Genomic DNA, 23,510 nt, shown 5'->3' with positions numbered 1-23,510 from the left:
GGCGGCCGGGCCGGCTACTACGACGGCATCGGCGCCGCCCGTGACGTCATCCAGAACCACCTCCTGCAGCTGATGGCCCTCACCGCCATGGAGGAGCCCGCCTCCTTCGACGCGGACGCGCTGGCCGCGGAGAAGACCAAGGTGCTCGGCGCGGTGAGGCTGCCGAAGGACCTGGGCCGGGACACCGTCCGCGGACAGTACGCGGCCGGCTGGCAGGGCGGCGAGAAGGTCATCGGCTACCTCCAGGAAGACGGCATCAACGCCCAGTCGAAGACCGACACCTACGCGGCCATCAAGCTGGAGGTCGACAACCGCCGCTGGGCGGGCGTCCCCTTCTACCTGCGCACCGGCAAGCGCCTCGGCCGCCGCGTCACCGAGATCGCGGTGGTCTTCCAGCGGGCCCCGCACTCCCCCTTCGACCACACGGCGACGGAGGAGCTCGGCAAGAACGCGATCGTCATCCGCGTCCAGCCCGACGAGGGCGTCACGGTCCGCTTCGGCTCCAAGGTGCCGGGCACCTCGATGGAGATCCGGGACGTGTCCATGGACTTCGCGTACGGCGAGTCGTTCACGGAGTCCAGCCCGGAGGCGTACGAGCGGCTCATCCTCGACGTGCTGCTCGGCGACTCGAACCTCTTCCCGCGCACGGAGGAGGTCGAGCTGTCCTGGAAGATCCTCGACCCGATCGAGGAGTACTGGGACCGGCACGGCAAGCCCGCCCAGTACCAGGCCGGCACCTGGGGCCCCGGTGAGGCGGACGACATGCTCGAGCGAGACGGACGGAGCTGGCGCCGGCCATGAAGATAGACCTCACGGACACCACGGCCAGCAAGATCAACAAGGCGCTGGTGCAGGGCCGCCGGGCCATCGGCACACCGGCCGTCGGCATGGTGCTCACCCTGGTCATCGTCACGGACGAGGAGAACGCGTACGACGCCCTGAAGGCCGCCAACGACGCCTCGCACGAGCACCCCTCGCGCACGCTCGTGGTCATCAAGCGCGTCTCGCGTTCGCCCCGAGACCGTACGCAGTCCCGCCTCGACGCCGAGGTGCGGGTGGGCGTGGAGGCGGGCACCGGCGAGACGGTCGTCCTGCGGCTGTACGGCGAGGTCGTGAACCACGCCCAGTCGGTCGTCCTGCCGCTGCTGCTGCCGGACGCCCCGGTGGTGGTCTGGTGGCCGGTGAACGCGCCGCTGGACCCGGCGAACGACCCGCTGGGCGCGCTGGCCCAGCGCCGGGTCACCGACACCTACGCCTCCGAGCAGCCGGTACGGGAGCTCGGCGCCCGCGCCGACGCCTACACGCCCGGCGACACCGACCTCTCCTGGACCCGCATCACGCCCTGGCGTTCGATGCTGGCCGCCGCCCTCGACCAGGTCACCTGCGAGGTCGAGGCCGTCGAGGTGGAGGGCGAGGAGTTCAACCCGAGCTGCGAGCTTCTGGCGATGTGGCTCGCGGACCGGCTGGACGTGCCGGTGAAGCGGTCGCTGTCGTCGGGCCCCGGCCTCACGGCGGTCCGTATGAACACCGACTGCGGCCCGATCGTCCTGGACCGCGCCGACGGTTCCCTCGCCACCCTCTCCATCCAGGGCCAGCCGGACCGTGCGGTGGCGCTCAAGCGGCGCGAGACGGCCGAGCTGATCGGGGAGGAGCTGCGGCGGCTGGACCCGGACGACACGTACGCGTCCGCGCTGCGGTTCGGGGTCGACCGTCTGAACGTCTCCCACGGCAAGGGCGGCAAGGTGTCGGGCCCGGAGAAGGCCACCGAGAACGCCACGGAGAAGTCCGACGCTGCCGAGGGACCGGTGGCCAAAGGAGAAGCGGTTGCGGTCCCTGCTCCCGTCGAAACGGCTGCGAAAGCACCCGCGAAGGAAGCGGCGGCGCCGGCCCCGGTGAAGAAGGCGGCGGCGAAGTGATCACTCCGCAGCTGGTCGTGCATCACGACAAGGAGCTGATGGCGCAGGCCGCCGCGGCCCGCCTGATCACGAAGATCGTGGACGCGCAGGCCTCCCGGGGCTCGGCGTCCGTGGTCCTGACGGGCGGGCGCAACGGCAACGGCCTGCTGGCCGCGCTCGCCGCCGCGCCCGCCCGGGACGCCGTCGACTGGGCCCGGCTGGACCTGTGGTGGGGCGACGAGCGGTTCCTGCCCGAGGGCGACCCGGAGCGCAATGTCACGCAGGCCCGTGAGGCCCTGCTGGACTCCGTGCCCCTGGACCCGAAGCGCGTGCACGCCATGCCCGCGTCGGACGGTCCGTACGGCGCGGACGCGGACGCGGCTGCCGCCGCCTACGCGGAGGAGCTGGCCCGGGCGGCGGGCCCCGAGAACCATGGCGCCGCCCCGACCTTCGACGTCCTGATGCTGGGCGTCGGCCCGGACACCCATGTGGCGTCCCTGTTCCCGGAACTCCCCGCGGTACGGGAGACCGAGCGCACGGTCGTCGGCGTCCACGGCGCCCCGAAGCCGCCGCCGACCCGTATCACCCTCACCCTCCCCGCGATCCGCGCCGCCCGCGAGGTCTGGCTCCTGGCAGCCGGCGAGGACAAGGCACAGGCCGCGGCGATCGCCCTGTCGGGCGCGGGCGAGATCCAGGCCCCGGCGGCGGGCGCGTACGGCAGACAGCGCACCCTGTGGCTGCTGGACTCGGCGGCGGCCTCACAGCTGCCCCGGTCGCTGTATCCGGCGGCGTCCCCCTGAGCTCTGCCGGCTCTTCGGAAAACCCCAGCGCCGGGTGGCCGGCCTGGGGCTTTCCGCTGTCCTCGGACTTTCTGCTGTCCTGATGTCTCACGGGGCGATGTTGTGATTGAGGCGGAACAGGTTTCCCGGGTCGTAGCGCCGCTTGATGTCGGTCAACCGGGCGTAGTTGCCTCGATAGTTGGCGCGGACCCGGTCCTGGTCGTCACCGTCCATGAAGTTGACGTAGCCGCCCCCGGAGGAGTGCGGTTCGAGGGCCGCGTAGAAGCCGCGCACCCAGTCCTTCTGGGCCTCGCAGTCCTCGCGGGTGGTCAGGGTGGGGCTGAGCGCGGTCGAGAAGTCGGCGTCCCGGTAGGAGAAGGCGGTGTCCTCCGGTCCGACCCGGTGGCAGGCGCCGTCGATGGGGAAGACGACCGTCACGCTCTGGATGGACGGGGTGGAGGCGCCGTGTGCGACGTACGCGTCGATGGCACCGTCCGGCAGACCGTGGCTGAAGGCGCCCTTCCAGTAGTGGAAGAGGCCGGCGGGGACCAGTTCGTCGAAGAGCGTGTTGATCACCGGGTAGGGCATGCGCTCCAGGTGCTGCCCCAGCACCGGGCCGAGTTCGCCGAGCCGGGCGCGGATCTGGTCGTCCTGGTCCTCGGGCCCGGTCCAGCAGGCGACCACTCCGCAGACCGGCCGCCCGTGCCAGCGCTCGGGGAGGAACGGGAGCGGCGGGCCGAGTCCTACGACGAGCAGGGCGCCGAGTCGTTCCTCGGATGCGGCGACGAGGTCCCGGTAGCGGCGGATCACATCACCGTCGAGCGGGTAGAACGTCGGACCGCCGAGGATGTCGGCCACGGGGTGCAGCCGGTAGACGAAGGACGTGACGACTCCGAAGTTCCCGCCGCCCCCGCGCACCGCCCACATCAGGTCGGCGTTGTGCTCGTCCGTGCAGGTCAGGAAGGACCCGTCGGCCGTCACCAGGTCGACCGAGACGAGGTTGTCGCAGGCCAGGCCGCACTGACGGGCCAGGTAGCCCATGCCGCCGCCGGTCGTCAGGCCGCCGACTCCGGTGGTGGAGACGATCCCGCCGGTGGTGGCCAGACCGAAGGCGTTCGTGGCGTGGTTGACGTCGGCCCAGGTGCAGCCGCCCTCGACCCGCGCCGTGCGGGTCTCGGGGTCGACGCGGATCCCGCGCATCCGTCCGAGGTCGAGCACGATCCCGCCGTCGCAGGTCCCGTAGCCGGGGACGCTGTGGCTGCCGCCGCGCACCGCGAGCGGCAGCCCCGTCTCGCGGGCGAGGTCGACGGTGGCGATGACATCGCCCGCGTCGACGGCCCGGACGACGATCGCCGGCCGCTTGTCGTGCATGGCGTTGTAGACCTTGCGGGCGTCGTCGTAGTCGGGGTCGCCGGGCCGGACGAGGTCGCCGCGTGCCGCTCCGCGCAGCCGCCCCAGCAGCTGCTCGTCGAGGGCCAGTGGGGTGTAGGTGGTCATGGCCGCCGCCTGCTTTCTGCTGTCCGTCGGGCCGGAGAACGGTTGCACCACCTGTGTACGCGCGGGGCCGGGCGGCGCTCATCGCGGAAACCGCCCATTTCGCCGGAACGGGCGTGGGCGGAACGGCCCATGCCCCGGAACAGCGCAGCCCGTGGCATCCCCGGCCCGTGTCACACGAGACCGTGCGTGTACGCGTACGCCGTCGCCGCGGCCCGTGAGGACACGTCGAGCTTGGCGAAGATGTTGTTGAGGTGGCGGGCGACGGTGTGCTCGCTGATCACCAGTTCGGCGGCGATCGACCGGTTCGTCCCGCCCGCGGCGACCAGCCGCAGCACCTGGACCTCTCGCTCGGTGAGCGCGCCGGGCCGGTGCGGGCGCACGCTGTCCAGGAGCGCGGCGGCCCGGCGGGCGTCCGGCGCGGCACCCAGCCGTGTGAAGGTCTCCCGCGCGGCCCGCAGTTCCATCCGGGCGCCGTCTCCGTCACCGGCGCTCCGGTCCGCGGCGGCCAGGGTCATCCGGACCTGCGCCGCCTCGTAGGGGACCCCGAGGGCCAGCCACAGCTCCAGTGCGCGACGCAACAGAGGCAGCGCTCCGTCGACGTCATGGGCGGCGAACGCCAGGGCGCCGCCCGCCGACGCCGCCAGGGCGTGCAACACGGTCGTCTCCGAACCGCACCGCCGCTGCCAGTCGCGGGCCAGGACCTGCAACTCCTCCGCCGCCGCCCGGGCCTGGTCGAGCCGGCCGAGGGCGAGGGAGACCTCCGCCTGGGCGGCGAGCAGCCGGCTGCGCCCGAGGCGGCTGTTCCCGCCGTCCGGCCCCGGACGATCGGCCTCACCGGGCTCACCCGCAGAGGCGGCCTCACCTGCTTCGCCTGCCTCGCCTGCCTCGCTCGCGAGGGCGAGCCGCAGCGCGGCGGCCGCGGCATCGGCCTTGCCCTGCGCCAGGCGCAGCAGGGCGAGGCCGGGCTGCGGGTCGCGGCCGAGTCCGTGCGCCCGGTCGTAGGCCGCCTCGGCCGCGGCCAGGTCGCCGCGCCGCCGCTGGATGTCCCCGGCCAGGTAGAACGCCTCGGCGGCGATCCGGCCCTCGTAGGGCAGCAGCTCCTCACAGGTCCGCGTGGCCTCGGTCAGTGCCTGGGGCCAGGCGCCGCGCAGCTCCAGCACCTCCACGCGGTGCACCCGGCACAGGCCACGGAAGTTGTTCTCCGCCGGCATCGACGCGCACCACCTCATGGCCGCGTCGGTCCATTCGGCGGCGCGTTCGAGGTCGGCGCAGGCCATGCAGCGCTGGAGGCCCAGGCAGTAGATCCACCCGGTGAAGAAGGAGCTGAGCTCGCCCGCCATCGCCGAGCACATGGCGTCGTCCAGCAGATCGAGCCCGTCGGCGACCCGGCCCTGAGCCAGCAGGATGCCCGCCTGCACCTGGACGCTCATGGCGTACAGGTCCGGGTTGGCGCAGCGGCGCGCGATCCCGGCCATACGCCGTGCCGAGGCCATGGCCTCGTCGAAGGCACCGCGCTCCTGTGCGGCCTCCGCCTCCATCCACGCGAGATAGCACTGTTCGGCGCACTCGGTCCGGTCCTGGAGATGCTGCCGCGCCCGGCGCAGCCAGCCGGCCGCCACCGCCGTACGTCCCGCCAGCTGATGCTCGTAGAAGAGCATCCAGGCGCAGTACCCGGCCTGCCGGTCCGCGCCCGCAGCGGCATAGCCGGAGTACGCCCTCATCCGCGCGGTGATCGACTCCTCCACGCGGCTCGTCCACCAGGCGGCGTCGGCGAGGGCGGCGAAGTCGTCCGCGGCGAGGCGGGCGGGATCGATACCGCCGAGGAGGCGGTACGCGTCGGCCCAGGCCTCTCGGGCGACGGCTTCGCGCGCCTGCCGCAGGACCTCCGGGGCGGCCGTCGCGGCGCTGCCGTCCGCCGCCTGCTCCGACGTCTGCTCCGTCGTCCGGCCGAGCCGCTGCCCGGTGCCGGTGGTCTGGTCAGCCACGGCCGGCTCCTTCCGCGCACTCCCAGTGAGCCGGATCACCCCTTACCAGGATAGGCAGGACGACCGGACGGAGCTCCGCCCGCGAACACCACGAGGTACGGAAGCGGACAGCCGTACGCCGTCCGCTCCCCTACCCGCGCTCACTGCCGGCCGCGCAGCTCCCGGTACGTCGACACCAGAGCCTTCGTGGACGCGTCCAGGCCGGGCACCTCGGCGCCCTCGGTGAGCGCCGGCTCCAGGCGCTTGGCGAGGACCTTGCCGAGTTCGACGCCCCACTGGTCGAAGGAGTCGATGTTCCACACCGCTCCCTGGACGAACACCTTGTGTTCGTAGAGCGCGATGAGCTGGCCGAGGACCGACGGGGTCAGTTCTCGGGCGAGGATCGTGGTCGTGGGGTGGTTGCCCTTGAAGGTCTTGTGCGGGACCAGTTCCTCGGGCACGCCCTCCGCGCGCACCTCGTCGGGCGTCTTGCCGAACGCCAACGCCTGCGTCTGGGCGAAGAAGTTGGCCATCAGCAGGTCGTGCTGCGCCACCAGCCCGGGCAGGAGACCGGCGACCGGCTCGGCGAAGCCGATGAAGTCCGCCGGGATCAACTTCGTGCCCTGGTGGATCAACTGGTAGTAGGCGTGCTGCCCGTTGGTGCCCGGGGTGCCCCATACGACCGGTCCGGTCTGCCAGTCGACGGGCTTCCCGTCGCGGTCCACCGACTTGCCGTTGGACTCCATGTCCAGCTGCTGGAGGTAGGCGGTGAACTTGGACAGGTAGTGGCTGTAGGGCAGCACCGCGTGCGACTGGGCGTCGTGGAAGTTGCCGTACCAGATGCCCAACAGGCCCAGCAGCAACGGCGCGTTGGACTCGGCGGGCGCGGTGCGGAAGTGCTCGTCGACGAGTCGGAAGCCGTCGAGCATCTCCCGGAAGCGGTCGGGGCCGATGGCGGTCATCAGCGCGAGGCCGATCGCCGAGTCGAAGGAGTACCGGCCGCCGACCCAGTCCCAGAACTCGAACATGTTCGCCGTGTCGATGCCGAACTCCGACACCTTCTCGGCGTTCGTCGACAGCGCCACGAAGTGCCGGGCGACGGCCTCCTGACCCGCCTTGAGCTCGGTGAGCAGCCAGTTGCGCGCCGACGTCGCGTTCGTGATCGTCTCGATCGTGGTGAACGTCTTGGAGGCGATGACGAACAGCGTCTCGGCCGCGTCCAGGTCGCGGACGGCCTCGTGCAGGTCGGCGCCGTCCACGTTCGACACGAAGCGGACCGTGAGGTCGCGGTCGGTGTATGCGCGCAGCGCCTCGTAGGCCATCGCAGGGCCCAGGTCGGAGCCGCCGATGCCGACGTTGACCACGTTCCTGATGCGCCTGCCGGTGTGGCCGGTCCAGGCGCCGGAGCGGACCCGCTCCGCGAAGTCGGCCATCCTGTCGAGGACGGCGTGCACCCCCGGCACGACGTTCTCCCCGTCGACCTCGGTCACCGCGTCGCGCGACGCCCGCAACGCGGTGTGCAGCACGGCCCGGTTCTCGGTGGTGTTGATCTTCTCCCCGCGGAACATGGCGTCCCTTAGACCGAAGACGTCGGTCGCGGCGGCCAGCTCGCGCAGCAGCCGCAGGGTCTCGTCGGTGACGAGGTGCTTGGAGTAGTCGATGTGCAGGTCACCGACCTGCACCGTGTACCCCCTGCCGCGCCCGGGGTCAGCGGCGAACAGCTCCCGCAGCTGCACCTCGCCGAGCTCCTCGCGGTGCTTGGCCAGAGCGGTCCACTCGGGCGTCTGGTTGAGCCTGGTACGGCCGTCTGCGTTCATGTCGGACTTCAGCCTCTTTCCTACCTGTCCCTGCCGGTCCCAACCTAGTTGATCAGCGTGGGGCGTGAGCTGTCGTGGCGCCGTCGTCGGGCGCGACTACAGGTACGTCCGTCTTCAGCGCGGGTATCAGCGAGGCGACGGACAGAATGAAGAAGCCGGCCGCCAGCAGGGCCGGAGTGTTCAGGCCCCAGGCGGTGGCCACGGCACCGCCCAGCAGCGCGCCCAGGGGCGCACCGGCGACCGCCAGGGTCCGGAAGGCCGAACTGACCCGGCCCAGCAGCTCGGCGGGGCTGCGCTCCTGCATCAGCGTCCGCGTGTTGACGTTCCACACCATGCCCATGAACCCGAAGACGGCCATGGCGGCCGCCAGCGCGACCGTGCTGCGCACCGAGCCCATGACGACGAGCGCGCCGGTCTGCACCGTCCCGGCGAGCAGCACCGCACGCACCCGCCCGAGGCGGGCGACGATCCGGCCGCTCGCCGCTCCCCCGGTCAGGCCGCCGACCGCGTACGCGGTCGTGGCCGCCGCGTACCCCGCCGTACCGGCGCCCAGCCAGCCGGTCACCAGGAAGACCAGACCGGCGATGAGGGCACCGACGCCGATGTTGCAGAGGGCCGTCGCTGCGCACAGCCCGCGCAGGGCCCGGTCGCGCCGCAGGGTGCGCAGCCCTTCGGCGATCTCGCGGCGCAGGGTGCTGCCCGTCGGTCTCGGCGTCCGCTCGGGCACGGCGGTCGGCAGCGACGCGACCAGGGCGGCCGCCAACAGGAAGGTCACCGCGTCGGCCGCGAAGGGCAGCGCGGCGCCGACCACCAGCAGCAGCGGCACGACGGGGGCGGCCAGCAGGCCGCCCGCGATCTGCTGGCCGGTCATCAGGCGGGCGTTGGCGCTGCCGAGCGCCTCGCGGTCCACCAGGGCGGGCAGCAGGGCCGTGGCGGCGTTGTCGAAGAGGGTCTGCAGGGTGGTCAGGGCGAAGGCCAGCGCGATCAGCAGGCCGATCGAGGCGTGTCCGAACGCGACGGCCACCGCGAAGCAGGCGACGAGCAGCCCTCGTACCGCATCCACCATCCACATGGCCCGCCGCTGGTCCACCCGGTCGGCGACGGCACCGCCGAGCAGCCCGAAAACGATCCACGGCAGATAACCGCAGGCGGTCACGGACGCGACGAGCAGCGGCTCGTCGGTCAGGGACACCGCGAGCAGGGGGAGCGCGGCGCCGCGCAGTGCGTCACCGAAGCTGGAGAGCACGGCGGCACTCCACAACCGCCCGAATCCCCCACGCCACGCGGGCGCACGCACGCCCGTCGCATCAGCCGTCGCCACCGTCCCCCCTCACGATTCGCCTGTTCACAAACCGTAGAGGGCACCACTGACAATCGGCCTCGGCGCGACAGCCCGCTCAGGGCGCCGAACAAGTCCGGCCGGGCATCCACGGATGCCCGGCCGTCTCTCAACTCCTAGATCTCGCCCCGCAGTTTGGCGAGCGCTTCGGCGAGGATCGCCTCGCCGTCCGCGTCGCTGCGCCGCTCCCGCACATAGGCGAGGTGCGTCTTGTAGGGCTCGGTGCGCGGTGGGTCCGGCGGGTTGTCCCGGTCCTGGCCTGCTGGAAAGCCGCAGCGCGGGCAGTCCCAGGTTTCGGGAACCTGCGCGTCGCTGGCGAAGCTGGGCACCGTTTCGTGCCCGTTGGAGCACCAGAAGGAGATGCGCAGCCGGGGCGCGGACTCGCCCCGCTCGGCCTCGCCCATCGGCCCCGCCCCGACCCGGCTTCCTCGGATCGCGTTGCCACTTGCCACGGTCGTAACTCCCTGCGTGATGGTGCCGCAAAGCGAGTCGGCGTTTCGCTTCGCTGCGAGCGCCTCAGTCTACGTAAGGCCCAACGCGCGTCCAGTGATTCGAGTTACAGCTCCCATACACACAGACGCAAGCCCCATGATAGGCCGCGCTCAGGTGCGCGTACCGAACATGGGGCCTTACGTGCGGATCGGGCGTGCTGCGTGTGCGACGCTGATCAGTTGTTCGCCTTCATCAGCAGGCCGAGCACGACAATGCACGCGAACCACAGCAGACCGACCACCACGGTGATGCGGTCGAGGTTGCGCTCGGCGACCGAGGAGCCACCGACGGACGACTGCATGCCGCCACCGAACATGTCGGAGAGGCCGCCGCCCTTGCCCTTGTGCATCAGCACCAGCAGCATCATCAGCAGGCTGAAGACGATCAGGGCGATCGAGAACCCCATAACCACGGCTGGACCAACTTCCTCGGATCTGGACGGACGACGGGGCACAGCGACAGCGCTGTGCCCCGCAAGAGTACGACGTTCCGCTGCTACCGCATACTCACTGGTCGCGGAAGCGCGCGATCTTGACGAACTCCTCCGCGTCCAGCGAGGCACCGCCGACCAGGGCACCGTCGATGTCGGCCTGGGCCATGATCTCGGCGACGTTGCCGGACTTCACGGAGCCGCCGTACTGGATGCGGACCTTGTCGGCCAGCTCCTGCGTGTACAGCTCGGCGAGCTTGCCGCGGATGGCCGCGCAGACCTCCTGCGCGTCCTCGGCGCCGCAGACCTTGCCGGTGCCGATGGCCCAGACGGGCTCGTAGGCGATCACGATCGACTCGGCCTGCTCGGCCGGGATGTCCTTCAGGCCGCCCTCGACCTGGGCGAGCGTGTGCGTGACGTGGTTGCCCGCCTCGCGGATCTCCAGCTCCTCGCCGACGCACAGGATCGGGGTCAGGCCGTGCTTGTAGGCGGCCTTGACCTTGGCGTTCACGAGCTCGTCGGTCTCGTTGTGGTACTGGCGGCGCTCGGAGTGGCCGATCGCCACGTACGTGCACTTCAGCTTGGCCAGCATCGAGCCGGAGATCTCACCGGTGTAGGCACCGGAGTCGTGCGCCGAGATGTCCTGGGCGCCGTACTTGATCTTGAGCTTGTCGCCGTCGACCAGGGTCTGCACGGAGCGCAGGTCGGTGAAGGGCGGCAGGACGGCGACCTCGACGGCGTCGTAGTCCTTGTCGGCCAGGGCGAAGGCGAGCTTCTGGACGTGCGCGATGGCCTCGAGGTGGTTGAGGTTCATCTTCCAGTTGCCGGCCATCAGCGGCGTGCGCCCCGAAGAAATAGATGCAGCCATTAAGGGTCAGTCCTCCAGTGCGGCGAGGCCGGGGAGCGTCTTGCCCTCGAGGTATTCGAGGGAGGCGCCGCCGCCGGTCGAGATGTGGCCGAATGCGTTCTCGTCGAAGCCCAGGATGCGGACGGCCGCGGCGGAGTCGCCACCGCCGACGACCGTGAAGCCCGGGGAGTCGAGGAGTGCCTGGGCGACCGCCTTGGTGCCCTCGGCGTAGTCGGGGTGCTCGAAGACGCCCATGGGGCCGTTCCAGAAGACGGTGGCGGCGTCGGCGAGCTTCGAGGCGTACAGCTTGCGGGTCTGCGGACCGATGTCCAGGCCCAGCTGGTCGGCGGGGATGGCGTCCGCGGCGACGGTGTTGGGGTTCGCCGGCGCCTTGGTCTTCAGGTCCGGGAAGTCGGTGGAGGTCAGCACGTCGACGGGCAGGACCAGTTCGACGCCGTTCTTCTCCGCCCGCTCGATGTACTCCTGGACGACCGGGATCTGGTCCTCCTGGAGGAGGGAGGCGCCGACCTCGTACCCCTTGGCCTTGAGGAAGGTGAACACCATGCCGCCGCCGATGAGGAGGCGGTCCGCCTTGCCGAGCAGCTGGTCGATGACGGCGAGTTTGTCGGAGACCTTGGAGCCGCCGAGGGCGACGACGTACGGGCGCTTGACGTCCTCGGTGAGCTTCTGCAGGACGCCGACCTCGGTGGCGATGAGGTAGCCGGCCGCGTGCGGCAGGCGGGCCGGGAGGTCGAAGACCGAGGCGTGCTTGCGGTGCACCGCGCCGAAGCCGTCACCGACGTACACGTCCGCGAGGGCGGCTAGTTGGTCGGCGAAGGCGCCGCGCTCGGCGTCGTCCTTGCTCGTCTCGCCGGCGTTGAAGCGCAGGTTCTCGATGACCGCGACCCCGCCGTCGGCGAGGCCGGCGACGGTCGACTGGGCGGACTCGCCGACCGTGTCCGTCGCGAACGCCACCTCGGCGCCCAGGAGTTCACCGAGGCGCGCGGCGGCCGGGCCGAGCGAGAAGGCCGGGTCCGGGGCGCCCTTGGGGCGGCCCAGGTGCGAGGCGACGACCACCCGGGCGCCCGCCTCCGCGAGGGCCTTGACGGTGGGCAGGACGGCGCGGATGCGGCCGTCGTCGGTGATGGTCGTGCCGTCCAGCGGCACGTTCAGGTCGGCGCGGACGAAGACCCGCTGGCCGGCGACGCCTTCGGCGAGAAGTTCGTCGATCGTCTTCATTGAGGGGACTCCTGAGGAGGGCTCGTGATGCTCGTGACGCTCGTGATCGTAAGAGGGCCGGTCCGTACGTGAGTCAGGGCTCGGGCAGCGCGTCCCTGCGCTGCCCGAGCCCTGTTCTCACATCAAAGTGCCTGCTCTGTTGATCAGAGCTGGTTGCCGACGAAGACCGTCAGGTCGACGAGGCGGTTGGAGTAGCCCCACTCGTTGTCGTACCAGCCGAGGATCTTCACCGAGTTGCCCTCCTGGACCATGGTCAGGGAGGAGTCGAAGGTGCAGGAGGCCGGGTCGCCGACGATGTCCGAGGAGACGATCGGGTCCTCGGTGTAGGTCAGGTAGCCCTTGAGGTCACCGTCGTCGGAGGCCTTCTTGAACGCGGCGTTGACCTCGTCCTTGGTGACCTCGCGCTGCAGCGTCACGACCAGGTCGGTGGCCGAGCCGGTCGGGACCGGGACGCGCATCGCGATGCCGTCCAGCTTGCCCTTGAGCTGCGGGAGGACCAGCGCGGTGGCCTTGGCGGCACCGGTGGTGGTCGGGATGATGTTCTCGGCGGCGGCGCGGGCGCGGCGCAGGTCCGAGTGCGGGAAGTCCAGGATGCGCTGGTCGTTCGTGTACGCGTGGACCGTCGTCATCAGACCCTTGACGATGCCGAAGTTCTCGTCGAGAACCTTGGCCATCGGCGCCACACAGTTGGTGGTGCAGGAGGCGTTGGAGATGACGTGGTGGTTCGCGGCGTCGTACTTGTCCTGGTTGACGCCCATCACGATGGTGATGTCCTCGTCCTTGGCCGGAGCCGAGATGAGGACCTTCTTGGCGCCGCCGGTGATGTGCTTCTCGGCGTCGGCCTTCTTGGTGAAGATGCCGGTCGACTCGATGACGATGTCGACGCCCAGGTCACCCCACGGGATGTCGGCGGGGTTGCGCTCGGAAAGAACCTTGATCGTCTTGCCGTCGACAGTGATCGTGTCGGCGGTGTGCGACACCTCGGCCTTCAGGCGGCCCAGGATGGTGTCGTACTTGAGCAGGTGAGCGGTGGTCGCGGTGTCACCCAGGTCGTTGACAGCCACGATCTCGATGTCAGCACCCTGCTCCAGCAGCGCGCGGAAGTAGTTACGACCGATGCGGCCAAAGCCGTTGATGCCTACGCGGATCGTCACGAAACCGATCTCCTCGTTGGTACGCCGGTTCGAGACCGGCGAGCTGTATGGGATGTCCCCGACCGCCTACGACCCTACCTCCCTGACGGCTCCGGAGTGACATCGAGACGCCCCATACACGGCAGGGCGGCCCGTACCCGCCAGTAGCGGTACGGACCGCCCGGGCCCGAAGCCTGATCACCCGATGTGATCACGATGGATCACACGCGGTTGACCAGGCAGGTTCACCCGTCGAGGGCCGCGAGTGCCTTCTTCACCAGAGCCCTCCGTTCGGCCGCCGAGGCGACGTGCTCCAGGCCGAAACCCAGCAGCACGGTGTCGTCCGTGGTGACCGCTCCGTACGTCTGGAAGAGCGCCCCGGTGCGCGCCCAGTCCTTGAGGACGGCCGGGCTGCCCGCGGGCGGTCCGGCCACGCTCCAGACGCCCAGCGACGTCTCGAAGCCCTCGGTCCCGGTGGGCGTGCCGCCGACGACCAGGGAGGCATCGTCGGCGAGGACGCCGTGGCCGCCGCTGCCCGGGTCGGTGACGTAGCTGATCGAGACCTCGACCGACTTTCCGGCGTACGCGCTCAGGTCGAAGTTCACCTGCTGCCAGCCGCTGGAGGCGCCGGTGAGGGCGTTCCACGCGCCGGTGGTACCGGTCGCGGTGCAGCCGTCGGCCGCCACGGTCAGATAGTGCTCGAGCTGGGGGTGCTCCCCTACGTAGTACCCGGCCTCGCAGTCCGCGGGCACGGTGGCGCGGGTGGCACCGCCCGCCTCCGGGAGCGTGGTCCAGTCGTCGGCCCCGGTGGTGTGGGCCTCGACCAGCACGTTGTCGTAGCCGGGCTCGGTGTCCCACAGCAGCTGGGTGCGGAGCGTGGGCTTGTCGGCCGCGCTCACCCCGGTGAGGTCGACGGTCCGGGTGAGCCGCTTGTACGCGTCATCGGTGTGGACGGCCGCGGCCATGGAGGAGCCCGCGTACGGCCCGTACGGGTTGGCCGTCCCGGCGAACTGGCCCGCGCCCGCACTCGCGAACTGCGGGTACGTGTCCGCCGGCAACTCGTCGGACGTCACGCCGTACGTCCCGGCCCGGTCCAGCGGGTTGCCGGCCGCCGGGCCGAGTGCGCCCGTGAAGCCGGCGAGTGCGCCGGAGCCGGTGAAGCCGGTGGCCCCGGGGGTCGACGTACGTGTGTAGGCGCCCAGGTAGTACTGGCTGAAGTCGTTCGACAGGGTGCCGCCGCCGAGGTCGACGCTGCCGCCGGCCAGCTCACCCGCCTCGACCAGCTTGCCGCCCTCGTTCAGGAAGGCGCGCAGCTGCAGCTGGGTGGCGACGCCCGGGGTGCTCGCGCCGGTGTAGTGGACGACCGTGTCGAAGTGGCTCAGCACGCCGAGCGCGTCGGGCGCGCCCTGGGTGGCGACGTCCCACACCAGCGCCTTGCGGCCGTTCGCCTTCAGCGCGTCGACGTACGTCTGCGCCTGCGTGGCGGTCGCACCCTCCTCGGCGACGACGAGGACGTCCGCGCGGGGCCGTTCGGCCACGGTGTAGGTGAAGTGCTCGCTGGAGACCTTCTTGCCGCTCTGCGTCTCGCCGGTGAACCACACCTCGACCTTGTCGCCCGGGTCGCCGTCGGCGACCTTGGCCCGGTACTCGTCGAAGTGGAGGTTGTCCTCACCGCCGTACGTCTCGCCGCCCTTCCACGCCCTGAGCGCCATGTCCTCCGTACGTCCGCCGTTGACGCGGTACTTGAGCTCCTTGTCGCGCACGGACTTCCGTACGACGACCGAGACCTCCTGGTCCGCTCCGCGGGAGTACGACGTCGAGAACGCGGCCGGGGTGAAGTCGGCGGCGCTCAGGCCGACCGCGGACTTCGGCTGGTCGGGCCTGGCGGCGGACTCGGCGAGGGAGAGCGCGAACGGGATGTTCTTGGCGAACTCCTGCTGGATCAGCGTCTCGTCGTCCGGGAAGGTGAAGATCGACAGGCAGTCGGCCGGCTCCCAGGCGTCGTTCGGGTCGACGTTCGAGGCGGTCTGGCAGGTCGACATCTCGGGGGTGAACATCGCCATGCCGTTGACGTTCGCCGCGTGGCCGTCGGCCTCGCCGTTGGTGGTGTACAGCTCCGAGGAGACCTGCGGGTGGTAGCCCGGGATCGCGGAGTTCTCCGGGGTGCCGGCGAGTGCCTCGTAGAGGACGTCGTCCGGGGTGGGCGTGGCGACCTGCCAGCCGACTCCGTAGAGAAGGAGTTCGGCGGCGGAGTGGTAGTTGATGCCGTACTCGAAGCCGATGCGCCGCTCGAAGGCGTCCAGTGCCTGGGTCTCGGGCTCGGACCCGGGGGCCGCGCCGCGGTAGGTCTGGCTGGTGGGGTTGGGGGACGAGCCCTCGTCGTCGTAGCCCCACTTGTAGGCGAAGTTGCGGTTGAGGTCGACACCGTCGCCGGTGGTGATGGCGCCGTCGCCGTTGTTGTCGCGCAGGTTCTTGCGCCACAGGCGGTTGTCGGAGTTCTGGAAGGTGTAGTCGTAGCCGTCGGGGTTGGCCGACAGCACAAACCACAGCTCGGTCGAGTCGACGAGCTTCTTGATCTTCTTGTCCGTCTTGTAGTTGTCCAGGTAGTGGTGCATCAGCCGGCGGGTCATCTCCGGCGTGATCCACTCGCGCGCGTGCTGGTTGGACAGGTACAGGACGGACGGCTTGGAGCCGTCCTTGGACTTCTTGGCGCCCTTGGTCATCTTCAGCGCCAGGATGTCCTGGCCGTTGACCGTTTTGCCGATGGAGACGACCTTGGTGAGGTCGGGATTCTCCTGCCCGGCCTTGACGATCTCCTCCTTCAGGCCGCCCTTTCCGCTGTACGGGCGGAACACGCCCTCGGCGGCTGCCTCGACGCGATTCGAGGCCTTGGCGGACAGCTTGTGCTCGGTGAGGTCGACGCCCTGGTCCTCGAGCTTCTCGGCCTGCTGGTCGGTGAGGTAGACCTCGACCGTGGCCTCGCCCTTCTCGGGTACCTGCTCACCGAGTTCGTGGCCGTCCTGGCCGGCCGCCAGCAGCAGAGGTACCTGCTTCTGCGTGACGTCGGCGCGGAAGACCTTGACCTCGTTCGGATCGGGAGAACCTTCACTCCCTGCGGCCTGGGCGATGGGTGCGATTCCCGCACCGCCCAGCAGGAGCGCGCCAACAGCGAGGATCGGTCTCGCTTTTCGTCTCATGAACCCCCCTAGCAGTGGTTCGCCACTCGGCGAACAGATGCCAGGCTCATGTCACTCCATGATCCAGTCAAGGGTGCCTCAACGACACGCAAACGCCGGTGCCGATCACCCAAGTGGGCGTCGGCACCGGCGTGTTGCGCTAAAGGTGGGACTCATCCCACGAGGTTGTCCGCCATCTCCTCGGTGATGCTGGACTCGGTGCCCGGGATGCCGAGGTCCTGGGCCCGCTTGTCGGCCATCGCCAGCAGGCGGCGGATACGGCCCGCGACGGCGTCCTTGGTCAGCGGCGGGTCGGCGAGCGCGCCCAGCTCCTCCAGGGAGGCCTGCTTGTGATCCATGCGCAGCCGGCCGGCGGCCGCGAGGTGCTCGGGCACGTCGTCGCCGAGGATCTCCAGGGCGCGCTGGACGCGGGCGCCGGCGGCGACGGCCGCGCGCGCGGAGCGGCGCAGGTTGGCGTCGTCGAAGTTGGCGAGACGGTTCGCCGTGGCCCGCACCTCGCGGCGCATCCGGCGCTCCTCCCATGCCAGCACGGACTCGTGCGCGCCGAGCCGGGTCAACAGCGCACCGATCGCGTCACCGTCACGGACCACGACCCGGTCCACTCCCCGCACCTCGCGGGCCTTCGCGGCGATCGACAGCCGGCGGGCGGCGCCGACCAGGGCGAGCGCCGCCTCGGGGCCGGGGCAGGTCACCTCCAGGGAGGAGGAGCGGCCCGGCTCGGTGAGCGAGCCGTGCGCCAGGAACGCGCCGCGCCAGGCCGCCTCCGCGTCACAGGTGGCACCGGAGACGACCTGCGGGGGCAGGCCGCGGATCGGGCGGCCCCGGCCGTCGACCAGGCCGGTCTGCCGGGCCAGCTGGTCGCCGCCGGCGACCACCCGTACGACGTAGCGCGAGCCGCGGCGCAGTCCGCCCGGTGCCATCACGATCAGCTCGGAGCTGTGGCCGAAGATCTCCAGGATGTCCCGTTTGAGGCGGCGGGCCGCCATCGCGGTGTCCAGCTCCGCCTCGATCACGATGCGCCCGCTCACCAGGTGGAGGCCGCCGGCGAACCGCAGAAGGGCGGAGACCTCCGCCTTTCTGCAGCAGGTACGGGTGACGGGGAGTCGGGAGATCTCGTCCTTCACCGCTGCCGTCATCGCCATGGGCCGATCCTTCCATGCATCCGAAAAATACGGTCGTACGCGGCGGCCAACAGCTCCGGGTCGTGCCGAGGAGTTCCGTCCCTCTGGGCGACCGGGGCCAGCTCGACCGCGGCACCGAGCCGCTTGGCGGCCTCGGTGAGCACATCACGGTCGGGCACGGCGGCCTCGTCGGCCAGCACCACGTCCAGGGCGAGTTTAGGGGCGTGTCGTCCCAAAACCTCCAAATGACGCTGCGGGGAGAAGCCATCGGTTTCTCCGGGCTGCGGGGCGAGGTTCAGGGAGAGGACCCGGCGCGCCTTCGTCTGGGTGAGCGCGTCCAGGAGATCGGGCACGAGCAGGTGCGGGATCACCGAGGAGAACCAGGAGCCGGGACCGAGGACCACCCAGTCCGCGTCGAGGACGGCCGCCACCGCCTCCGGCACCGCAGGCGGGTCGTGCGGCACCACGTGCACGGACTGCACCTCGCCGGGCGTGAGGGCGACGGTCGCCTGTCCCCGCACGGTGTCGACGTCCTCCGGGCGGTCCGGGTCGTGGCCCTTGACCAGGGCCTGGAGCTCCAGCGGTACGGCGGACATGGGCAGCACGCGCCCGTGCGCGCCCAGCAGCCTGCCGACCAGGTCGAGGGCCTGGACGTGGTCGCCGAGCTGCTCCCACAGGGCGACGATCAGCAGGTTGCCGACCGCGTGTTCGTGCAGGTCGCCCTTGGACTGGAAGCGGTGCTGGATGACGCGGGCCCAGGTCTGGCCCCACTCGTCGTCGCCGCACAGCGCTGCCAGCGCCTTGCGCAGGTCGCCGGGCGGCAGCACGCCCAGCTCGTCGCGCAGGCGTCCGCTGGAGCCGCCGTCGTCGGCCACGGTGACGACGGCGGTGAGGTCGCCGGTGATCCGGCGCAGTGCGGCGAGCGAGGCGGACAGGCCCATGCCGCCGCCGAGGGCGACCACCTTGGGCTGGGCGCCGCGGCGGCGCGGTTTGGCACCGCGGGCCTCTACGGGCCGGCTCGCACGCCCTTCGGGCACGGCCCGGCGCAGCCTGCTCAGCCGCGGAGTACGTCCTGTCATTCCCGTCCCATGTCCCGGTGCACGACCACCGTCTCCACGCCCTCGGCCGCGAGGCGCGCGGCGAGCTTCTCCGAGGTGGCGACCGATCGGTGCTTGCCGCCGGTGCAGCCGATGGCGATGGTCACGTACCGCTTGCCCTCGCGGCGGTAGCCGGCCGCGATGAGCCTGAGCAGTTCGGAGTACCGGTCGAGGAACTCCTTGGCGCCGGGCTGGTTGAAGATGTACGCGGAGACCTCCTCGTTGAGGCCGGTGAAGGGGCGCAGCTCCGGGACCCAGTGCGGGTTGGGCAGGAAGCGCATGTCCGCGACCAGGTCGGCGTCGACCGGGAGGCCGTACTTGAAGCCGAAGGACATGACGGTGGCCCGCAGCTCGGGCTCCTCCTCGCCGGCGAACTGGGCGTCCATCTTGGCGCGCAGCTCGTGCACGTTCAGGCTGGAGGTGTCGATCACCAGGTCGGCGTCGCCGCGCAGCTCGCGCAGCAGCTCGCGTTCGGCGGCGATGCCGTCGACGATGCGGCCGTCGCCCTGGAGGGGGTGCGGGCGGCGCACCGACTCGAAGCGCCGCACCAGGGCCTCGTCCGAGGACTCCAGGAAGACGATCCGCCGGGTGACGTTCTTGCCGTCCAGGTCGGCGAGGGACTCGCGGAGGTTGTCGAAGAAGCGCCGGCCGCGTACGTCGACGACGACCGCGATCCGCGCCACGTTGCCCTGGGAGCGGGCGCCGAGCTCCACCATGGTGGGGATCAGCGCGGGCGGGAGGTTGTCGACGACGAACCAGCCGAGGTCCTCCAGACACTTGGCGGCCGTCGAGCGGCCGGCCCCGGACATGCCGGAGATGATCACCAGCTCGGGGATGGCCGCGTCCGGGACTGCAGCCGTGTCGTTGGGCGTGCCCGTACTCACCTGTGCTCCGTCTCCGGCTTGGTCTTGTTGCTCGTCGTGCTCGTCGTGCTCGTTCACATTCATGTCTCCTGCCCCCGTCGTTCGTCCGGGGCGCCCATCGTCACGGACTCCCCACTGGAACCCATGGTGTCGGATTCCTCTTCCATGATCTCTCCGGTCGCCGTGTTCACGGCGGGTGCGGCCGGAGCCGCCTGGGCGAGGGCCACGGCGATCGTCTCGGCTGTCTTGCGGCCTATGCCGGGAACCTCGCAGATCTGGTCGATTGTCGCTGACCTCAGCTTTTTCACCGAACCGAAGTGCTTGAGGAGTGCCTGTTTGCGTGTCTCGCCCAGGCCCGGCACCTCGTCCAGGGGGCCGGCGCGGAAGCGCTTGGCGCGCTTGGTGCGCTGGTAGGTGATCGCGAAGCGGTGGGCCTCGTCGCGGACGCGCTGGAGGAGGTAGAGGCCCTCGCTGGTGCGGGGCAGGACCACCGGGTCGTCGTCGTCCGGCAGCCAGACCTCCTCCAGGCGCTTGGCGAGGCCGCAGACGGCGATGTCGTCGATGCCGAGTTCGTCGAGGGCCTTCTTGGCGGCGGCGACCTGGGGCCGGCCGCCGTCGACGACGACGAGCTGGGGCGGGTAGGCGAAGCGCTTGGGGCGGCCGTCCTCCTCGGTGAGGCCGTTGCCGAGGCCGTCGGCGTCGGTGTTCTCGCCGTCGGCCCACTCCCCCGTCCGCTCCTTCTCGGCGAGGTAGCGCCGGAAGCGGCGGGTGAGCACCTCGTGCATGGAGCGGACGTCGTCCTGGCCCTCGAAGCCCTTGATCTGGAAGCGGCGGTACTCGCTCTTGCGCTGGAGTCCGTCCTCGAAGACGACCATGGAGGCCACCACGTCGTCGCCCTGGAGGTGCGAGATGTCGTAGCACTCGATCCGGAGCGGCGCGCTGTCCAGGTCGAGGGCGTCGGCGATCTCCTCCAGCGCGCGCGAGCGCGTGGTGAGGTCGGAGGCGCGTTTGGTCTTGTGCAGCACGAGCGACTGCTGGGCGTTGCGCTCCACGGTCTCCATGAGGGCCTTCTTGTCGCCGCGCTGCGGGATGCGCAGCGACACGTTCGACCCGCGCCGCTCGGTGAGCCACTCCTGGACGGGCTCGACCGGGTCGGGCAGGGCCGGGACGAGAACCTCCTTGGGGACGGAGTCGCCGGTCTCCTCGCCGTAGAGCTGCTGGAGGGCGTGTTCGACCAGGGCGCCGGTGGTGATCTCCTCGACCTTGTCGGTGACCCAGCCGCGCTGGCCGCGCACGCGTCCGCCGCGGACGTGGAAGATCTGCACGGCCGCTTCCAGCTCGTCCTCGGCGACCGCGATGAGGTCGGCGTCGGTCGCGTCGGCGAGCACGACCGCGCTCTTCTCCATGGCCTTCTTCAGGGCCCCGATGTCGTCGCGCAGGCGGGCCGCCCGCTCGTACTCCATCTCCTCGGCCGCCGCCGTCATCTGCTTCTCCAGGCGGCGCAGATACGTGCCCGTGCGACCGGCCATGAAGTCGCTGAACTCGTCGGCGAGTTCGCGGTGTTCCTCGGCGGAGACGCGGCCCACGCAGGGCGCGGAGCACTTGCCGATGTAGCCGAGCAGGCAGGGGCGGCCGGTGCGGGCGGCGTTCTTGAAGACGCCGGCCGAGCAGGTGCGGACGGGGAAGACGCGCAGCAGGAGGTCGACGGTGTCACGGATCGCCCACGCGTGGCCGTACGGCCCGAAGTAGCGCACACCCTTCTTCTTGTGACCGCGCATCACCTGTACGCGCGGGAACTCCTCGTTCATCGTCACCGCGAGGTACGGGTAGCTCTTGTCGTCGCGGTACTTGACGTTGAACCGGGGGTCGTACTCCTTGATCCAGGAGTACTCCAGCTGCAGGGCCTCGACCTCCGTGGACACCACCGTCCATTCCACGGACGCGGCCGTGGTGACCATGGTGCGGGTGCGGGGGTGCAGGCCCGCCAGGTCCTGGAAGTAGTTCGCCAGGCGCTGGCGCAGGCTCTTCGCCTTTCCGACGTAGATCACCCGGCGGTGCTCGTCGCGGAACCTGTACACCCCGGGAGAGTCCGGGATCTGTCCCGGCTTGGGGCGGTAGCTGGAGGGATCGGCCATGTCTCACACCCTACTGGCGGGAACTGACAGCGCGGCGGGCCTGTGGACAACGGTCCGCCACCGTCAGCGGGACTCCAGGAAGGTGAGAACCGCCAGTACCCGGCGGTGGTCGTCGGTGTCCTCCGTGAGGGCGAGGACCTCGCGCTCGCGGCCGATGAGGTGGGACAGGGGGTCGTCGCGGCGCTGGGCCGAGAACAGCTCCTGCACCAGGGACGGGTCGACGACCGAGCCGCCCCTGCCGATCCGTTCCAGGGCCTCGGTGAACTCGTCGACGTCCGTGACCCGGCTCTTGAGGAGATAGCCGACCTTGCGGCCGCTCGCCAGCAGTTCCAGGACGTCCTCGACCTCGACGTACGCCGACAGGACGAGGATGCCGGTGCCCGGTGGCGCTCGCGGATGGTGCCGGCCGCCTTCAGGCCCTCGGTGGAGTGGTCCGGCGGCATGCGTATGTCGACGATCGCGAGATCGGGGCGCTTGTCGGCGACCAGTTCGAGGAGCCGGGTCGCGTCGCCGGTCTGACCGGCCACCTCGTAGCCGACGCGCTCGCAGAGGCTGGCCGGGCCCTCCCGGAGAGCACGTCGTCTTCGGCGAGAACGACCCGTCCCCGCGCGGGCTGCCGCGGTGCGTCCATGGTTCCGGCCCCCCTTGCGACCCCTGAAAATGCGCCTCAACAGCCTGCCGGAGTCCTGGAGGTACGGCTGGCAGGAAGCGGAACTGGGGGCTTGCCGTGACGACACGCGGTCGTATCCGAGGGATGCTGGAGTCACTGCGGACACAAGCGGACACGAAGAGACCGGCCGTCCTCGAAGACGTGAGGAACGGCGGGTCGTCGGTCGAAGGGCTGCGGACATGCGGCAGAAACGGATCGAGAAGCCACGGCGGTCGGGTCGTACCGGCCGGACCACGGACGACAGATACGCGCCGTACGACGCCCTCGACCCGCGGGATGCCGACATCGTGCGTGCCAAGCGCGTACCGAAGGCACGACGCGGCGCGGCCCGCCGCATCTAGAACAGGCACGACACGGCGGCACTGCGCCGCCCCACGAGCCGGACGGCACGCCTCTCCGTCCGACCCGACCGCCCGGAGCGTACGTGACGTCACCGAGTCCAGGTTTCCCCGACCTGGGCAGACTCCTCCGGCGTGCGCCCCGGGCGGTCGCATGTCCGCGCTCGGACCGCTCAGCGGCAGCCGTACGGTGAGTGTCGTGCCTCGGCCCGGCGGGCTGCCGACGGTCAGCCTCCCGCCGATCGCCTCCACTCGGTCGACGAGTCCGACCAGCCCGGAGCCGGGGCCCGGCTCGGCGCCTCCTGTGCCGTCGTCGGTGATGGTCAGACGGCGACCTCCGTCTGCTCGGGGAGCCGGTTCGGGGGCAGCCCGAGGTCCAGTACGACGGGGAGGGGCGCGCGGCGGGTGCGACCTGGAGAAGGTCGTCGAAGGCTTCGTCCGTGCCCTTGGCCACGTGGTCCAGTTGCTCGGGCAGGCCGTCGGACCGCTCCTTCAGCATGGCCTGCGCCATCCTGAGGTCCAGCTGGACCGAGACGAGGCACTGCTGGACCCGTCGCGCAGATCGCGTTCGATGCGCCCGCCGGGAGGCGTCCCCGGCGGCCACCACGCACGCGGGACGCCGTGAGCTGCGCCCGGCTGTCGGCGTTGGCGATGGCG

General features: G+C 70.8%; 18 protein-coding genes and 1 pseudogene. 4 read left to right on the top strand and 15 right to left on the bottom strand.

Going from position 1 to position 23,510, the window contains the following annotated elements; translation table 11 throughout:
• The 3 genes from AC5P09_RS30660 to pgl all read left to right on the top strand — a co-directional run.
• On the top strand, window positions 1-801 hold an 801-nt coding region (locus AC5P09_RS30660; protein ID WP_493876990.1), incomplete at its 5' end, for a glucose-6-phosphate dehydrogenase.
• Window positions 798-1,916 (top strand): glucose-6-phosphate dehydrogenase assembly protein OpcA, encoded by a 1,119-nt coding sequence (gene opcA, locus AC5P09_RS30655; RefSeq protein ID WP_493876989.1) that lies wholly within the window; start codon window positions 798-800, stop codon window positions 1,914-1,916. The genes AC5P09_RS30660 and opcA, both read left to right, overlap by 4 nt.
• The gene (gene pgl / locus AC5P09_RS30650) at window positions 1,913-2,695 is read left to right on the top strand and encodes a 6-phosphogluconolactonase (protein WP_307673980.1); all 783 of its coding nucleotides are present in this window, start codon (window positions 1,913-1,915) and stop codon (window positions 2,693-2,695) included. The genes opcA and pgl overlap by 4 nt, the downstream gene beginning before the upstream one ends.
• Window positions 2,696-2,782: 87 nt before the next feature.
• On the opposite strand, the gene AC5P09_RS30645 is transcribed toward pgl, so the two are convergent.
• From AC5P09_RS30645 to AC5P09_RS30575, 15 genes and pseudogenes are all read right to left on the bottom strand, one after another.
• Window positions 2,783-4,171, bottom strand: coding sequence for an FAD-binding oxidoreductase (locus tag AC5P09_RS30645; RefSeq protein WP_493876988.1), 1,389 nt, complete (start codon window positions 4,169-4,171; stop codon window positions 2,783-2,785).
• A 170-nt stretch (window positions 4,172-4,341) separates the two neighbouring features.
• Complete coding sequence (locus AC5P09_RS30640) at window positions 4,342-6,051, bottom strand: LuxR C-terminal-related transcriptional regulator (RefSeq protein WP_493876994.1); 1,710 nt, start codon at window positions 6,049-6,051, stop codon at window positions 4,342-4,344.
• Window positions 6,052-6,296: 245 nt separating this feature from the next.
• A complete protein-coding gene (gene pgi / locus AC5P09_RS30635; protein WP_493876987.1) occupies window positions 6,297-7,952 on the bottom strand; it encodes a glucose-6-phosphate isomerase in 1,656 nt (551 codons plus the stop codon).
• A 52-nt stretch (window positions 7,953-8,004) separates the two neighbouring features.
• Window positions 8,005-9,273: an MFS transporter gene (locus AC5P09_RS30630; RefSeq protein ID WP_493876986.1), complete on the bottom strand. Its 1,269-nt coding sequence runs from the start codon at window positions 9,271-9,273 to the stop codon at window positions 8,005-8,007.
• Between the two features lie 134 nt (window positions 9,274-9,407).
• Complete coding sequence (locus AC5P09_RS30625; RefSeq protein WP_078615979.1) at window positions 9,408-9,743, bottom strand: RNA polymerase-binding protein RbpA; 336 nt, start codon at window positions 9,741-9,743, stop codon at window positions 9,408-9,410.
• Between the two features lie 215 nt (window positions 9,744-9,958).
• Window positions 9,959-10,189 carry a preprotein translocase subunit SecG gene (gene secG, locus AC5P09_RS30620; protein WP_053753335.1) on the bottom strand — a complete coding sequence of 77 codons (231 nt, stop codon included), beginning with the start codon at window positions 10,187-10,189 and terminating at the stop codon, window positions 9,959-9,961.
• A gap of 100 nt (window positions 10,190-10,289) precedes the next feature.
• Window positions 10,290-11,045 carry a triose-phosphate isomerase gene (gene tpiA, locus AC5P09_RS30615; protein WP_493876993.1) on the bottom strand — a complete coding sequence of 252 codons (756 nt, stop codon included), beginning with the start codon at window positions 11,043-11,045 and terminating at the stop codon, window positions 10,290-10,292.
• Window positions 11,046-11,087: 42 nt separating this feature from the next.
• Entirely contained in the window at window positions 11,088-12,299 is a 1,212-nt protein-coding gene (locus AC5P09_RS30610; protein WP_493876985.1) for a phosphoglycerate kinase, read from the bottom strand.
• A gap of 143 nt (window positions 12,300-12,442) precedes the next feature.
• Window positions 12,443-13,453 carry a type I glyceraldehyde-3-phosphate dehydrogenase gene (gap, locus tag AC5P09_RS30605; protein ID WP_307673985.1) on the bottom strand — a complete coding sequence of 337 codons (1,011 nt, stop codon included), beginning with the start codon at window positions 13,451-13,453 and terminating at the stop codon, window positions 12,443-12,445.
• Between the two features lie 224 nt (window positions 13,454-13,677).
• On the bottom strand, window positions 13,678-16,629 hold the full coding sequence (locus AC5P09_RS30600; RefSeq protein ID WP_493876984.1) for a M14 family metallopeptidase: 2,952 nt from the start codon (window positions 16,627-16,629) through the stop codon (window positions 13,678-13,680).
• Window positions 16,630-16,781: 152 nt separating this feature from the next.
• A complete protein-coding gene (gene whiA / locus AC5P09_RS30595) occupies window positions 16,782-17,771 on the bottom strand; it encodes a DNA-binding protein WhiA (RefSeq protein WP_493876983.1) in 990 nt (329 codons plus the stop codon).
• On the bottom strand, window positions 17,762-18,829 hold the full coding sequence (locus AC5P09_RS30590) for a gluconeogenesis factor YvcK family protein (protein WP_493876982.1): 1,068 nt from the start codon (window positions 18,827-18,829) through the stop codon (window positions 17,762-17,764). Before AC5P09_RS30590 ends, whiA begins: the two co-directional genes overlap by 10 nt.
• Complete coding sequence (gene rapZ, locus AC5P09_RS30585) at window positions 18,826-19,794, bottom strand: RNase adapter RapZ (RefSeq protein ID WP_493876981.1); 969 nt, start codon at window positions 19,792-19,794, stop codon at window positions 18,826-18,828. Before rapZ ends, AC5P09_RS30590 begins: the two co-directional genes overlap by 4 nt.
• Window positions 19,791-21,845, bottom strand: a complete 2,055-nt coding sequence (gene uvrC / locus AC5P09_RS30580; protein ID WP_493876980.1) for an excinuclease ABC subunit UvrC — start codon at window positions 21,843-21,845, stop codon at window positions 19,791-19,793. Before uvrC ends, rapZ begins: the two co-directional genes overlap by 4 nt.
• 63 nt (window positions 21,846-21,908) lie before the next feature.
• Window positions 21,909-22,476: pseudogene (locus tag AC5P09_RS30575) on the bottom strand (response regulator).
• A 218-nt stretch (window positions 22,477-22,694) separates the two neighbouring features.
• On the opposite strand from AC5P09_RS30575, the gene AC5P09_RS30570 reads away from it, so the two are divergent.
• On the top strand, window positions 22,695-22,856 hold the full coding sequence (locus AC5P09_RS30570) for a hypothetical protein (protein WP_493876979.1): 162 nt from the start codon (window positions 22,695-22,697) through the stop codon (window positions 22,854-22,856).
• Window positions 22,857-23,510: the final 654 nt, after the last annotated feature.

It is taken from the genome of Streptomyces sp. a15 (genome assembly GCF_059026085.1).
This window is presented reverse-complemented; position numbering and strand designations above follow the sequence as displayed.